The 14,150-nt window shown below is 65.9% G+C and carries 12 protein-coding genes; 3 read left to right on the forward strand and 9 right to left on the reverse strand.

The genetic code is table 11. From position 1 onward, the window contains the following. Position 1 precedes the first annotated feature (1 nt). Positions 2-1,609, reverse strand: coding sequence for a carboxyl transferase domain-containing protein (locus IW252_RS03095; RefSeq protein ID WP_196835232.1), 1,608 nt, complete (start codon positions 1,607-1,609; stop codon positions 2-4). A gap of 128 nt (positions 1,610-1,737) precedes the next feature. Between IW252_RS03095 and IW252_RS03100 the strand changes: the two genes are divergently transcribed. The 3 genes from IW252_RS03100 to IW252_RS03110 all read left to right on the forward strand — a co-directional run bounded on the left by IW252_RS03100 (position 1,738) and on the right by IW252_RS03110 (position 3,924). After that, on the forward strand, positions 1,738-2,337 hold the full coding sequence (locus IW252_RS03100; protein WP_196835233.1) for a TetR/AcrR family transcriptional regulator: 600 nt from the start codon (positions 1,738-1,740) through the stop codon (positions 2,335-2,337). A gap of 87 nt (positions 2,338-2,424) precedes the next feature. Next, entirely contained in the window at positions 2,425-2,889 is a 465-nt protein-coding gene (locus tag IW252_RS03105) for a GNAT family N-acetyltransferase (RefSeq protein WP_331271417.1), read from the forward strand. Positions 2,890-2,898: 9 nt separating this feature from the next. Next, the gene (locus tag IW252_RS03110) at positions 2,899-3,924 is read left to right on the forward strand and encodes a LacI family DNA-binding transcriptional regulator (protein ID WP_196835235.1); all 1,026 of its coding nucleotides are present in this window, start codon (positions 2,899-2,901) and stop codon (positions 3,922-3,924) included. A gap of 32 nt (positions 3,925-3,956) precedes the next feature. Here IW252_RS03110 and IW252_RS03115 read toward each other — a convergent pair whose 3' ends face one another. The 8 genes from IW252_RS03115 to IW252_RS03150 form a co-directional block, all read right to left on the reverse strand. Continuing rightward, entirely contained in the window at positions 3,957-5,321 is a 1,365-nt protein-coding gene (locus tag IW252_RS03115; RefSeq protein ID WP_196835236.1) for a glycoside hydrolase family 32 protein, read from the reverse strand. An 8-nt stretch (positions 5,322-5,329) separates the two neighbouring features. Then, on the reverse strand, positions 5,330-6,205 hold the full coding sequence (locus tag IW252_RS03120; protein WP_196835237.1) for a carbohydrate ABC transporter permease: 876 nt from the start codon (positions 6,203-6,205) through the stop codon (positions 5,330-5,332). Positions 6,206-6,212: 7 nt separating this feature from the next. After that, entirely contained in the window at positions 6,213-7,166 is a 954-nt protein-coding gene (locus IW252_RS03125; protein WP_231365881.1) for a carbohydrate ABC transporter permease, read from the reverse strand. Next, positions 7,166-8,587, reverse strand: a complete 1,422-nt coding sequence (locus tag IW252_RS03130) for an extracellular solute-binding protein (RefSeq protein WP_196835238.1) — start codon at positions 8,585-8,587, stop codon at positions 7,166-7,168. The genes IW252_RS03125 and IW252_RS03130 overlap by 1 nt, the downstream gene beginning before the upstream one ends. A 186-nt stretch (positions 8,588-8,773) precedes the next feature. Then, positions 8,774-10,417: an ABC transporter ATP-binding protein gene (locus tag IW252_RS03135; protein WP_196835239.1), complete on the reverse strand. Its 1,644-nt coding sequence runs from the start codon at positions 10,415-10,417 to the stop codon at positions 8,774-8,776. 3 nt (positions 10,418-10,420) lie between these two features. Beyond that, positions 10,421-11,434, reverse strand: coding sequence for an ABC transporter permease (locus IW252_RS03140; protein ID WP_196835240.1), 1,014 nt, complete (start codon positions 11,432-11,434; stop codon positions 10,421-10,423). Beyond that, complete coding sequence (locus IW252_RS03145) at positions 11,427-12,350, reverse strand: ABC transporter permease (RefSeq protein ID WP_196835241.1); 924 nt, start codon at positions 12,348-12,350, stop codon at positions 11,427-11,429. Before IW252_RS03145 ends, IW252_RS03140 begins: the two co-directional genes overlap by 8 nt. Before the next feature lie 98 nt (positions 12,351-12,448). Continuing rightward, positions 12,449-14,071: a peptide ABC transporter substrate-binding protein gene (locus tag IW252_RS03150; RefSeq protein ID WP_196835242.1), complete on the reverse strand. Its 1,623-nt coding sequence runs from the start codon at positions 14,069-14,071 to the stop codon at positions 12,449-12,451. Between the last annotated feature and the right edge of the window lie 79 nt (positions 14,072-14,150).

Raw genomic sequence — 14,150 nt, forward strand, 5'->3', positions numbered from 1 at the left:
CCTACATCCGGAAGACGCCGAAGCCGGAGTCCGGCAACGGCTGGCGCGAGCAGACGTCGAGGGCGAGGCCCACCACGCGGCGGGTGTCCGCCGGGTCGATGATGCCGTCATCCCACAGGCGGGCGGTCGAGTAATAGGGATTGCCCTGCGCCTCGTACTGAGCGCGGATGGGCTCGGTGAACTCCGCCTCTTGCTCGGCGGTGAACTCGCCGCCGTGGGCTTCGATCCCGTCCCGTTTGACGGTGGCCAGCACGCTGGCCGCTTGGTTTCCGCCCATCACCGAGATGCGCGCCGCCGGCCACATCCACAAAAAGCGTGGCGAATAGGCCCGCCCACACATGGAGTAATTGCCGGCGCCAAAGGAGCCTCCAATGACTACCGTGAGCTTGGGAACCCGCGTGGTGGCGACCGCGGTGACCATCTTGGCCCCGTGCTTGGCAATGCCTCCGGCCTCATACTCTCGGCCCACCATGAATCCTGAGATGTTCTGCAGGAAGAGCAACGGAACACCTCGCTGATCGCACAGTTCAATGAAGTGCGCTCCCTTTTGCGCGGACTCCGCGAAGAGGATGCCGTTGTTGGCGACGATCCCGACGGGGTGGCCGTGGATCCTCGCGAAACCGGTCACCAAGGTCTCTCCGTAGTTCGCCTTGAACTCGTGGAACTCACTACCGTCCGTGATGCGGGCGATGACCTCGCGCACGTCGAAGGAGGTGTTGAGGTCAGTCGGCACGGCGCCGTAGAGACCCTCCGGATCCACGACCGGCTCCATGGCCTCGGCGACCTCCCACGCGGGCCGCTCGGGTGGCGGGAGCGTCTCCACGATGTCCCGAACCATCTGGAGGGCGTGCTCGTCATTCTCGGCCAAGTGGTCGACGACGCCGCTCGTTTTGGCGTGGACCTCACCGCCGCCGAGTTCCTCGGCTGTGACGACCTCGCCCGTGGCGGCCTTCACGAGGGGTGGCCCCCCGAGGAAAATGGTGCCTTGGCCGCGGACGATCACCGATTCGTCGCTCATCGCCGGCACGTAGGCCCCGCCCGCGGTGCAAGAGCCCATGACGGCGGCAATCTGCGGGATTTTGGCCGCAGACAGCTGGGCCTGATGGTAGAAAATGCGGCCGAAGTGATCCTTATCCGGAAACACCTCGTCCTGCAGGGGGAGAAACGCGCCTCCCGAATCGACCAAGTAGATGCACGGGAGGCGGTTCTCCCGGGCGATCTCTTGGGCGCGCAGGTGCTTCTTCACGGTCATCGGGAAGTAGGTTCCACCCTTGACCGTCGCGTCATTGCACACGATCATCACGTGCCGGCCGTGCACCAGGCCAACGCCGGCGATGACGCCCGCGGCCGGCGCGCCGCCGTCGTACATGTCCTCAGCCGCGAGGGGTGCGATTTCCAGAAACGGGGATCCCTCGTCGAGGAGCTGGTCGATGCGCTCGCGAGGGAGCAGTTTGCCGCGGTCGACGTGGCGTTGGCGGGCCTTCTCCGGGCCTCCGCGGGCGGCCGTAGCGAGCCGCTGGCGCAATTGATCCACCAAGGCGCGCTGGGCTGCCTGGTTGGCCGCAAACGCGGGGGAACCGGCGTCCACGTGGGTCTGCAGAGTCTCCATCGACTTCTTCCTTGTTAAGGATCACTAACTTAAAAACAGGTTAGTGTTGATTAACCACTGGTGTCCACCCCTGACTGTGAGGCAGGACACCTAGACTGTTGAACCGCTGCCACCGACAGGATGGAACGATGAGCGAGACGCCGAGCGCCCCCGAGAGGCGGCACAGCAAAGAGGACCGCAGGGCCACCTATTTGGCCGCCGCGGCACGGCTTTTTGCGGCCAACGGCTACCGGGGCGTGTCCATCGAAGACCTCGGTGCCGCCTGCGGGGTGAGCGGGCCCGCCGTCTACCGGCACTTCGCCAACAAGCAGGCCGTGCTGGCCGAACTCTTGCTGGGGGTCAGCCGCTCCCTACTCGACGGCAGCACCATGGTGGCCGACGATTCGCTGGCGGCCGACGTCGTGCTGCAGCGCCTGATCGAGTTTCAGGCGGACTTCGCCCTGAACAACCCTGAGGTCATCCGCGTCCACGATCGCGACCTCGCGAGCCTCGATCCGGAACCTGCCGGCGAGGTGCGGCGCCTGCAGCGAGAGTACATCCGCGTCTGGACCGACCAGCTACGGCTGCTGCACCCGAACGAGTCGGCCGACGGCGCCCGCCAGCGCGCACAGGCCGTCTTTGGCTTGCTGAACTCGACCCCACACTCCAACACCCGGGAAGCAGCGTCAACACAGAGGTCACGCCTCGTCGCGATGGCATGGGCCGCCCTGCAAGCACCGGTACCCTAGAGACGGAAGGCCCGCCGCAACGCAGCGCCGGGTCAGCACGTGAACCCGACGGAGCGGATCGCTCCGAGGCAAGGAATGAGGAACGCCGTGAACCTACGCCCCGTGGAGCCAGCGGATCTCGACTGGTTTTTTGAGCACCAGCAGGACCCCGAGGCCAACACCATGGCTGGTTTTACCGCTAAGAACCCCGCAGACCGCGGGGTGTTTGACCACCACTGGTCCACCATCCTGTCCGATCCGGAGATTACCGTGCGCACCATTGAGCACGAGGACGCCGTGGTGGGCTACGTCGGCGCGTACCCCAACGAGGGCTACCCAGAAGTCACGTTCTGGACGGATAAGCAGTATTGGAGCCGAGGCATCACCACGAGCGCGGTGGACGCCTTCCTCGCCGAATACGCCGAGCGCCCCATCCGCGCCCGCGTTGTAACGGACAACGTCGGCTCGCAGAAGGTGCTGGAGCGCCGCGGCTTCACCATCGTCGGTGAGGCGGAGGGCTTCGCCAATGCCCGTGCCGCCGTCGTCAAGGAATACATCATGGAGCTCGCCTAGGAGATCCCCATGCCCACCCGCCGTCCGACGGCCCAAGACGTCGCAAAACGCGCCGGGGCCTCCCGGAGCGCTGTCTCCATGGTCATGAACGGCACCGCAGACGGGAACGTGTCAGCGGACCTGCAGGATAGGATTCGCCGCGCGGCGGCCCAGCTCGAATACACGCCGCATCCCATCGCGTCGGGGCTGCGCCGCCAGCGCTCCCAGATGATCGGGATCGTTACCGACGAGGCCGCGTCCAGCCCCTTTGCTGGCCGCATGCTGGCGGGGGCGTCACAGGCCGCCGCCGCGCAGGGCTATCTCACCGTCATCGCCGATGCGGGCGGGCCGGCGGCGGACACCTCCCACTTCGTGGAGGAACTGCGCCGCCGGCGCGTCGACGGGCTCATCCTCGCCACACAGTCGCTGCGGACGATCCACGTGGCGGACGGGCTGCGCCGGCAGCCCTCGGTACTCGCCAACTGCCGCGACGCCGCGGGGACGATGGCCGCCATTATCCCGGACGAGGAACGCGGCGGGCGCGAGGCGACGGAGCACCTGCTTGCTCTGGGGCACCGCAGGATCGTGTGGATTGGCGGTGGGAATGACATCGACGCCCGCCCCGCGCGTATCCGCGGCTTCCAGACAGCACTGGCGTCGGCCGGCCTGCCGCCCGGTGAAGTCGTCGAGGCCGGCTGGGATATCGACGACGGTTTCCGAGCCGCTGAGGTTCTGTTCTCACGAGAGACCGAGGTACGCCCCCATGCCCTGTTCTGCGCCAACGACCGCGTCGCGACGGGCGCGCTGCTGGCCGCCCGAACCGCCGGCCTCGGCGTGCCCGGCGACGTTTCCATCATGGGCTACGACGATCAACGGCACCTCGCCGACGCCACGGTCCCCGGACTGACGACGATGGCCCTGCCCCACGAGGGCATCGGCCGCGTCGCCGCCGAGCGGCTCATCGCGGCCCTCGACGGGCAGGCGATGATCGGAACGGACACCACGCTGCTCGAATGCCCTCTGGTGGTCCGGGGCTCCACGGGCCCACGCCCGTGACCGGCCCGCCGAGGCCGCCCCGGCTGAACGAGTCAGTCGCTAACGCGATACTCCACGGACATCGTCTCCAGGGCCCAGGCGTCGGCGACCGCTCCTGTGACGCGCACGGCCCACTCCTCGCCGGCCTCCGGGTAGGCGCGCACCGTGTGGGAGACGCTGCCGCCCCGGAAGGCCTCGACGATGCTGCGGTCGATGAAGACGCGGGCGCCCTCGGCCGCGATCGCCAGGACCGGCCGCTCCCCCGCCTCGGAGACCAGCAGCACCTCGATCTCGGCGCCCGCTGCGACGGCTCCGGCCACGGCGATCTCCGCCGGGTCCGAGACGACGTGGACGGGCCCGGGTTCGAGCGTTGCGCGGCTGCCCCGCAGGGCCGCCAGTTCGGGTGCGGGTGCGACGACGAGGCGCTCGGCCTCCAGCCCGAGGGTTCGCGGTAGCGTCAGCACGCCGGCCCAGCCAGCGGCGTCGGCGTAGGTTTCCGCGCGTCCCTCCCAGGACCAGCCCCACATGAGCGTCCTGTCTTCCTCCGCGAGCGCCTGCGGTGCGTAGAAGTCGGGTCCGGTGTCGGCCCGTCCGCCTGCAGTGGGCGCGAACCGCAGCAAGGTGCCGGCCTCGTCGGTTTCGATGTCTCCGACCAGGTAGGCAACGCTTTCGAGGCGGTGCCTGTCATCCACCCAGCGCCACAACGAGAGCAGCAGGACCCAGCGTCCGTCGAGCTCGACGAGCTGCGGGCACTCCCAGATCTCCGCCTCGGCCCACTCGCGGGCGACGCCGTCACCCGTATCCAGGAAGCGACCCAGATACCGCCACGACGTCAGGTCCTCGGCATCGTAGAGCAGCAGCGCGGGATCGCCGCCGCGCGAACCGGCGCCCTGGAGCGCGTAGCGGCGGCCGGCGAACGTGAAGAGGAACGGGTCGCGCACATCCGTGAACGATTCACCGCGCGGCATGCCTGTGGCCGGGGCCGGCGCCTTCTCCCACGCGTTGAGCTCGGAATCGCTGCTGCGGGCGAGCAGCACGGCCGATGCCCCGCCGTCTTGGCGCACGCCCGTGTAGACCAGCGTGGGTGTGCCGGCGTCCACGGTGGCGACGCCGGACCAGCAGCCGAAGGCGTCGCCTGCGTCGTCGTCCGGGGAGATCGCGACGGGATGCTCGCGCCATGAGACGAGGTCGGCAGAACTCAGGTGGGCCCAGGAGATCCGGTGGTGACGCGCCGATTCGGGGTTGTACTGGCAGAAGACATGGTACCGCCCGTCGTGGCGGAGCAGCCCGTTCGGGTCGTTGAGCCAGCCCGCCTCCGGCCTCGGGTGGATGACGGGTCGGAGAGGATCCGACGTCGCGGCGGCGGCACCGTGCGTGTCGTGGTGGTTGACCTGCGTTGTCACAAGCGGTCCTTTCATGTGGGGATCTACTTTCCGACGCCGGCGGTCAGGCCGGCCCGCAGGCTGCGTTGACCGAAGAAGAACACGACCAGTGCGGGGAGCATGGAGAGGATCACGCCGGCGAGCACCACGGAGATGCTGCCCGTGCCCATGTTGCCCTGCAGGGAGACCAGCCCGAGCGGCAGGGTGAAGTTCTCTTCGGAGATGGTCAGGATCAGCGGTCGGAAGAACTCGTTCCAGTGGTAGTTGAAGGCGAGGATGCCCACGATCGCCATACCCGGCGTCGCCAGCGGCAGGTAGACGGACCGGAAGATCCGCCACTGACTGGCCCCGTCGATTTCGGCCGCCTCGGCGAGTTCCGCCGGGACGCCCATGAAGTACTGGCGCATCAGGAACGTGCCGAAGGCGGTCGGGATGGCGGGGATGATGAGCGCGAGCAGCGTGTCCGCCAGGCCCATGCCGCGGATGATCATGAAGACGGGCACGATCGTCACCTGGACGGGGATCATCATGGTGGCCAGGACCAGCCCGAAGAGCAGCTTGTTGCCCTTGAACTTCAGGCGGGCGAACGCGTAGCCGGCCATGGCCGCCGTCATCATCTGCCCGGCGGCGATCAATCCGGTCATCAGGGCCGAGTTCACGACCAGCCGGATCATGTCGATCTGCGCGAACACCTCGGAGTAGGACGTGAAGTCCGGGTCCCACGGGATGAACCGGGGCGGGAGGTCGAACGACTCGGACGGGAGCCGCAGCGAAGTGGAAAGCGTCCACATCACGGGCCCGAGTGTCAGCACGGCCGCCACGAGGAGAACCACGAGGCGCCCGACGTATGCGCTCGTGACGGGCTTGCGCGCCGCGCGGCGCCGGGGCGCCGGGGCTTTCTTGTCGATTTGTGTAGTCATGGGTGCCTCACTGGTAGAAGACGAATCGGCGGCTGAGCTGGAACTGCACGTAAGTGACGGCCATGATCAGCAGCATCAGAACGAGACCGATGGCGGAGGCGCGGCCGAACTCGAGCTGCTCGAACGCCGACTCGAAGACGACCATGACCGCGCTGCGGGTCGAATCTCCGGGACCGCCACGGGTCAGCACGTACGGCTGGTCGAAGACCTGCAGTGCCGTGATGACGGCCATGACCGACGCCACGAGGGTGGTTGGGCTCAGCAGGGGCATCGTCACGTTCAAGAACTTCTTGATCCCGGAGGCACCGTCCAGCTCGGCCGCCTCGTAGACCTCCTTCGGGATGTTCCCCAAGCCGCCGACGAACAGCAGGAAGGAGAACCCGAAGTTCTGCCACACGTAGACGATGATGACGACGGCGGCCGCGCCGGCCGGCGTCGTCAGCCACGGCACCGGAGCCAGGCCGACGAGGCCGATCAGCCAGTTCACGACGCCGAACTGCTCGTTGAACAGGTAGCCCATGAAGATCGAAACCGACGCGGCGGAGAGCACCAGCGGGAAGAAGAACGTCGAGCGGAAGAAGACGCGGAGCCAGTCCGGCAGCCGCTCCTGAATCATGCTGGCTAGCACCAGGGCGATGCCCAGCTGCAGGGTCACCGCGATGATCACGAAGACGATCGTGTTCAGGAAACTGACGCGAACCGTCGGGTCCAGCGCGATGTCGGCAAAGTTCGCCAGGCCCACGAATTCTGGCCGGGAGATGATGTCCCAGCGGAAGAAGGCCAGGACGAGCGAGCCGATGATCGGCACGATCGTGAAGATACCCATGCCGACGATCGTCGGTGCGAGCAGCACCCATGCGAACAGGTTGTTCGTGCGTCGGCGCGGTGCCGGCTTCGGTCGCGACGGCGGGGTCGTTCCTGCGTGTCCGGAGGCGCTCCGGCGGCTCATCTTGCTGCTCATCAGCTGCTCCCGAGGACGAGGTTGAGGTCGCTGTCCAAGCTCTGCAACGCGGATCGGGTCTGCCGCGAGGATCCGCTGACCGCGTTGGTCACGTTTTTGATCAGGGCGTTTTCGACGGCCGCCTGCTCCGGCGGGGCCGGAATCGGCCCGGAGGTCGGGAAGCGGTCCAGCGTTTCGTAGAAGACCGGCCAGTTCTTGGGGCCGGTTTCCGCGTAGAAGGCCTCGTTCACCATCGACCGCCGTGTCGGCGTCGTCGTCGGTGCGGGCATGGCCAGCTCCATGGATTCGCGTCGAGCCGTGAACTTCACCCACTCCCACGCGGCGTCCTTGTTCTGCGCGGTGCGCATGATGGCGTACCCCGCCGTGCCGAACTGGTGGCGCTGCGTGCGGTTGCGTGGGAAGAACTGGACGTCGAAGTCGTCGCTCCCCATCCCCGCTTCGTGCAGGCCCTGCGCCCAATAGCCGCCGGCCGGCGTCGCGCCGACGCGCCCGCTCGAGAAGAGCCCGACGAGCGAGGTGCCGCCACCGCCTTCGGGGCGGACGCCCAGGCCTTCGGCGACGAGCTCGCGCATGTAATCGAAGGATTCGAAGACGCTCTCGTCGAGGGCGTTCGAGCCGTCCCAGATGAAGCCGCCGCCGCGCGTAGAGCGAGCCGGATCGTCGGGGTAGAACGCGTCCCAGAGCCAGTCCCCGCCCGGCGCCTTGCGCTCGGTCAGGAAGGACGTGTCGTTGTTGTAGAGCCACGGGACGATGCCGCCGAAGAGGCGGTTGGTCCAGTAGTACGGGGTGAAGCCCGCACCCTGGGACTTCTTCATCGCCCGGAGCATCTCGGTGAAGTCGTCCTGCGTCCAGTCATCCGCCGGACGGTCGAGGCCCGCTGCGTGCAGCGTGTTGACGTTCAAGTACATGTCCGCGGCATTCCAGTCGATCGGCAACTGGAAGAGGCTGCCTTGGTACATGAACGCCTCGACGAGGCTCGGGTGCACATCGTCGAAGTACTCCCGCAGCTCATCCGCGTCGCGGCGGATGTATTCGTCCAGGGGTTCAGCGAGTTTCTCCGCGAACAGCTGGGCGCCTTCCGTCGCCACGTAGACGATGTCCGGCGGGTTTCCGGCCGCCACCATGGTCAGGATCTTCGCGAAGAAGTCCTTCCAGTCCGCGCCCTGAATGGCCTGGATGTGAACGTTGATTTCCGGAAACTCCCGGTGGAAGTCCTCCGCGAGCACCCTGCGCCCCTCCGCGTCGGCGCTGTTGCCCAGGATGGCGACGGTCAGCCCGCCGGCATCCCGGCCAGGAATGTCGTTGCCCGTCAGTCGCGGCCAGGATCCGATCGTCACCCCCGCCAGTCCCAGTCCGCCCAGCGTCAGAAGCCCGCGCCGGGTGAGGTTTGTGGCGGTCGAACCGCCGATGTGTTGTGTCATGATCCCTTTCCTAACACGTGTCAGGTCTGGGTTTAAAAGTAAGCCCGGCGATGCCGGGGTGTCAAGGATCACATTTCTCAGGAGGGTCCGTGCGCGGTCCCGGCGCCTCCGGGACCGCAAATGCGGCTGCGGCCGGCCACACATGTGACCGGCCGCAGCCACCAGGGCCCTGTTCGGAGCCGGTTTCTAGACCAGCAGCTGCGCCCCCGGGATCGCGTCCAGCAGATTGGACGTGTAGTCCGTCTTCGGGTTCGCGAAGATCTCATCCGTCTTCCCGGACTCGACCAGCTGGCCGTTCTTCATGACCACCACGTCGTCGGCGATCTGACGCACGACGGCGAGATCGTGGGTGATGAACAGGTAGCTCAGGCCCAGCTCGGCCTGCAGCTTGTTGAGCAGCTCGAGCACCTGGGCCTGCACCAGCACGTCCAGCGCGGAGACGGCCTCATCGCAGATGATCACCTCCGGCTCCAACGCCAAGGCGCGGGCGATCGCGATGCGCTGGCGCTGCCCGCCGGAGAGCTCGTTGGGGAATCGGTGCATCGTCGATGCCGGCAAGGAGACGTGCTCCAACAGTTCCTTGACCTTGTTCTGGCGCGACTTCGCGTCCCCGATGCCGTGAATCTTCAACGGCTGCTCGATGGTCCGGAAGATGCTGTACATCGGGTCCAGCGAACCGTAGGGGTCCTGGAAGATCGGCTGGACACGGCGACGGAACCGGAAAAGTTCCTTTTCGCTGAGCTGGCCCATGTCCTCACCGTCGAACCGGATGGTGCCGCTGGTCGGCTTGAGCAGGTTGAGCACCATCTTCGCCACAGTGGACTTGCCGGAGCCGGACTCGCCGACCACCGCCGTCGTCGTCCCGCGCTTGACGTTGAATGACACGTGATCCACCGCCGTGAAATCGGACTTGGTGAAGCCCTTTTCCCGGATCTTAAACACCTTGGTGAGGTCCTGGATCTCGAGGACGTTGTCCGTGCTCGTTGCGGACTTCTCTGCGGCCGCGTCGTTGTCCATCCGCTGGGAGGACAACGACGGCGCCGCGCCGATCAGGCGCTGCGTGTAGGGGTGCTGCGGGTTGCGCAGCAGCTCCAGCGCCGGGCCCGACTCCACGACTTGACCCTTGTACATGACCACGACTTTCTCGGCGCGCTCCGCGGCGAGGCCCAGATCGTGGGTAATGAACAAGACGGCCGTGCCGCGCTGGGCGGTCATCTGATCCAAGTGGTCCAAAATCTGGCGCTGCACGGTCACGTCCAGCGCGGACGTCGGCTCATCCGCGATGAGCAGGCGCGGCTGGCAGGACAGGCCGATCGCGATCAGCGCGCGCTGACGCATACCGCCCGAGAACTCGTGCGGATACTGCTTGGCGCGGCGCTCGGCGTCGGGCAAGCCGGCGTTGGAGAGCGCCTCAGCCACCTTCTGGTTCATGTTCCCGCCGCCGAGGCCGTTGGCCTTGAGCGTCTCCTTGACCTGGAAACCGATCTTCCAGACCGGGTTGAGGTTGGACATCGGGTCCTGGGGCACCATGCCGATCTCATCGCCACGGATGGCGCGGAACTGCTTGTCCGTCGCCGACGCATAGTCCTTGCCGTCGTAGATGATCTGGCCGCCGGTGACCTTGCCGTTCTTCGCCAAGAGGCCCATCGCGGCGAGCGCGATGGTGGACTTACCGGAGCCGGACTCCCCGACGATGGCCACGGACTCCCCCGGGTACACCGTGAGGTTCGCGCCGCGGACGGCCTTGACCGGGCCATTGGGCGTGGAGAACGTGATCTCCACATCCTTCATATCCAGCAATGGCTGCTCGGAATTGTTCAGGTTTTCCATGACTCAGGCCTTCCGCGACTTCGGGTCCAGCGCGTCACGCAGGGCATCGCCCAGCATGATGAAGCTCAACACGGTGATGGACAGGGCAAGCGCAGGCCAGAAGAGGATCTGCGGATCATTGCGGACCGAGATCTGCGCATTCGAGATGTCGTTACCCCAGCTGACTACGCTCGGCGGCAGGCCAATGCCCAGGTAGGACAACGTGGCCTCGGCGACGATGTAGGTACCCAGCGAAATGGAGGCCACCACGATGATCGGCGAGAGCGAGTTCGGCAACACGTGTCGAATCAGCGCGCCGAACTTGGACACGCCGAGGGCCCGGGCGGCCATCACGTAGTCGGCGCCCTTCGCCTCGATCACCGCGCCGCGCGTGATGCGGGCCACCTGCGGCCAGCCGAAGATCACCAGAACCAGCGTCACGGTCCAAGGACTCTGATTGTCGCGGAACGCTGGCAGCTGCATCATCACGATGGCGCCGAGGATCAGCGGCAACGCGAAGAAGATGTCGCCAGTGCGGGCCAGCACGGTGTCCACCCAGCCGCCGTAGTAACCGGCCAGCGCGCCGATCGTGCCGCCGACGATCACGACGCCGATCGTCGTAAACAGGCCGACCAGCACAGAGGCCTGCGCACCGAAGATCAGGCGCGCGTAGATGTCACAGCCCTGATAGGTGAACCCGAGCGGGTGGCCCGGTTCGGCGCCACCCCGGGCGTTCTCCAGCGAGCAATCGCGCGGGCCCACGGATGTAAACCATTGCGGGAAGACGGAAACGACGATGATCCCGAGGATCATGATGACCGAGATGATGAATAGCGGCTGCTTGCGCAGGTTGCGCCACGACTCGGCCCAGAAGCTCAGGGGCTCACTCGTGGTGTTGACCGTGTCCACGCCCTGCAGGGGGGTTTCGTCGAGCGGGGCCACGAAGTGCTCGATGTGCCGCTTGGACTGCTTGCCGCGGTGCTTGACGTCGGAAATATCTGCGCTCGCCGCGCTCTGGTTCTCAATGTTCTCAGGCATAACGAATCCTCGGGTCAAGCAGGGCGTACAGCAAGTCGACGATCAGGTTGGCGACCACGAAGATCAGCACCATGACACTGACGACGGCGACGACGGTCGGCGTCTCACCGATCTTGATGGCGTCCAACAGCACGCTGCCGATGCCGGGAACGTTGAAGACGCCCTCGGTGACGATCGCTCCGCCCATGAGCATGCCCAAGTCGGCGCCGAGGAAGGTCACGACGGGAATCATTGAGTTGCGCAGCACGTGCACGATGATGACGCGGGGGCGGCTCAGGCCCTTCGCTGTGGCGGTCCGCACGTAATCCGCGCTGAGATTCTCGGCGACCTGCGTCCGGCTCAGGCGGATGACGTAGGCCAGTGACACGAGGCCAAGAACGATCGCCGGCAGGATCAAGTCAGACCAACCGGCCTCACTACCGACGGTCGGTGTGGTCCACCGCAGTTCAACACCGACGACGTACTGCAGCACGAAGCCGAGGACGAAGGTCGGCACGGAGATCACGACGAGGGAAAGGACCAGGACGGTCGAATCGAACAGCTTGCCCTTGCGCAAGCCGGCGAACACACCGAAGATGATGCCGAAAACCGCCTCGATGGCCAGCGCCATCACGGCGAGGCGGGCGGTGACGGGCATGGCCCGGGCGACGACGTCGTTCACGGCCTGGCCGGAGAACGTTTGGCCCAAGTCGAGGGTGAGCAAATTCTTGAGGTAGAGCCCGTACTGGACCCAGAACGGTTGATCGAGGTTGTACTGGGCGCGCAGGTTGGCCTCGACGGCCTCGGACATCGGTTTGCCGCCGGAGAGCGCGGCGATGGGGTCTCCGGTGGCGAAGACCAGGAAGTAGACCAGCAGCGTGGCCCCGAAAAAGACGGGGAGCATGTGCAGGAATCTCCGGAGGGTGTACATCAGCATGGAGAGAAGTTCCTTTAGACGTGAGACCGGGCGGCGAGGAGATCATCCTCGCCGCCCGCGTCTTGGCGATCAGGCGTGATGCCTAATCAGATTGGGCGTTAGCCCTTGGTGATCTGGTGGTACAGGACCTTGCCGTCCCAGCCCAGCTCGACGTTGTCGACCTGAGTGCTCCAGCCGGCCTGCTTGGCCTGATACCACAGCGGCAGCACCGGCAGATCCTCGAAGAGGATCTCCTGTGCCTCGTTGAAGATCGTCGCCGCTTCCTCAACACTGGCGGCCTGCAGACCCTCATCCAGCTTCGCGTCGAAGTCGGGGTTCGAGTAGCGGCCGTCGTTCGAGCTTGCGCCTGTGCCGTAGAGCGGTCCGAGGAAGTTGTACAGCGACGGGTAGTCGCCCACCCAGCCGGCACGGGAGATGCCCGGCAGAGCATCGGTGTTGGCCAGCTCACGCATTTCCTTGAAGGTAGCCTTCGCGTCCAGCTCCGCCTGGATGCCCAGGTTCTCACGCAGCTGGTTGGTGATGGCCTCGATGTACTCCTTGTTGCCCGCACCGTCCGTGTTGGACGTGTACAGGAGCACCTCGCCCTCGGGCCACGGCGAAATCTCATTCGCCTGATCCCAGAGTTCCTTGGCCTTCTCCGGGTTGTACTCGAGCACCTCGTTGCCCGGGATCTCGGCCGAGAAGCCGTTCAGGACCGGAGCCGTGAACTCAGTGGCCACTTCCTTGGTCCCCATGAAGATCTGGTCGATAATCTGCTGGCGATCGAACGCCATCGAGATCGCCTGACGGCGCAGCTGACCCGCCTCACCCTGGAAGTTCTCGTTGTAGCCCGGGATCACCATGGTGGCGTTGCCGGCGTAGGGCTGGGACACGCTGCGGCCCTCAAGGTCCGACTCGTAGTTCTCGAGCGCGCTAGGCGGCATTTCGTCGAGCACATCGAGGTTGTCCGAGAGCAGGTCGTTGTAGGCAGAATCGTAGCTGTCGTAAATCTTGAACAGGATGCCATCGTTGGCCGGCTCACGCGGGCCCTCGTAGTCCTCGTTCGGGACCAGGCTGATCTGCGTCTCGTGCTGCCAGCCGTCCTCGGCCAGCACGTACGGACCGTTGGAGACCGGCGCCTGACCGAAGGCCTCCATGTCCTCAAAAGCCACCTCGGGCAACGGCATGTAGGCCGAGTAGCCAAGGCGCAGCGGGAAATCAGATTCCGGCTGCTGCAACTCCACCGTGAAGGTGTAGTCATCCACCACGGTGAGGCCGGAGAGCTCGTCGGCGCCGTTCTCATCGGACTCGCTGTAGCCAGCGAAGCCCTCAAAGAAATAGGAGCCCTTCTGAGCGTTGTCCGAGTCAGCGGCGTAGTTCCACGCGTCAACGAAGGAGTGCGCGGTCACCTCCGAGCCGTCGGAGAACGTGTGGCCTTCCTTGATCTTGATGGTCCAGGTCTGGTTGTCCTCAGACTCCACCGATTCGGCCAGCTCCTCCTGGAGCGAGCTGTCAGCGGCGTACGAGTACAGACCCTGGAAGATCTGCTCGACGACGCGGCCGCCGCCCACCTCGGAGGTATCCGAGGGGATGAGGCCGTTCTGCGGCTCGGTGTTGTGGGCGGTGACGACGCCGCTGGTCGCTTCGTTCTCCCCGCCGCCTTCGCCGCCGCCGCAAGCGGTCAGCGTCAGGGCCAGCGCCGAGGTCACGGCGACTGACTGCAGTACGCGATTCATGCGCATTCAATAACTCCTTGATAATTTTCGAGCAGAAAAGACCGTGATGTGAAGCAGGTCTCATTCCCTCTCGGTATTGAGGCTC

Origin of the sequence: Zhihengliuella flava, from assembly GCF_015751895.1 — a bacterium.
Taxonomy (GTDB): domain Bacteria; phylum Actinomycetota; class Actinomycetes; order Actinomycetales; family Micrococcaceae; genus Zhihengliuella; species Zhihengliuella flava.

What these genes read in the sequence shown, in the direction of transcription:
- IW252_RS03120 (WP_196835237.1), bottom strand. Translation starts at nt 6,205, where the DNA reads ATGACTACACAAATCGACAAGAAAGCCCCGGCGCCCCGGCGCCGCGCG.
- IW252_RS03140 (WP_196835240.1), bottom strand. Translation starts at nt 11,434, where the DNA reads ATGCCTGAGAACATTGAGAACCAGAGCGCGGCGAGCGCAGATATTTCC.
- IW252_RS03150 (WP_196835242.1), bottom strand. Translation starts at nt 14,071, where the DNA reads ATGCGCATGAATCGCGTACTGCAGTCAGTCGCCGTGACCTCGGCGCTG.
- IW252_RS03100 (WP_196835233.1), top strand. Translation starts at nt 1,738, where the DNA reads ATGAGCGAGACGCCGAGCGCCCCCGAGAGGCGGCACAGCAAAGAGGAC.
- IW252_RS03145 (WP_196835241.1), bottom strand. Translation starts at nt 12,350, where the DNA reads ATGCTGATGTACACCCTCCGGAGATTCCTGCACATGCTCCCCGTCTTT.
- IW252_RS03115 (WP_196835236.1), bottom strand. Translation starts at nt 5,321, where the DNA reads ATGAAAGGACCGCTTGTGACAACGCAGGTCAACCACCACGACACGCAC.
- IW252_RS03135 (WP_196835239.1), bottom strand. Translation starts at nt 10,417, where the DNA reads ATGGAAAACCTGAACAATTCCGAGCAGCCATTGCTGGATATGAAGGAT.
- IW252_RS03130 (WP_196835238.1), bottom strand. Translation starts at nt 8,587, where the DNA reads ATGACACAACACATCGGCGGTTCGACCGCCACAAACCTCACCCGGCGC.
- IW252_RS03095 (WP_196835232.1), bottom strand. Translation starts at nt 1,609, where the DNA reads ATGGAGACTCTGCAGACCCACGTGGACGCCGGTTCCCCCGCGTTTGCG.
- IW252_RS03110 (WP_196835235.1), top strand. Translation starts at nt 2,899, where the DNA reads ATGCCCACCCGCCGTCCGACGGCCCAAGACGTCGCAAAACGCGCCGGG.
- IW252_RS03125 (WP_231365881.1), bottom strand. Translation starts at nt 7,166, where the DNA reads ATGAGCAGCAAGATGAGCCGCCGGAGCGCCTCCGGACACGCAGGAACG.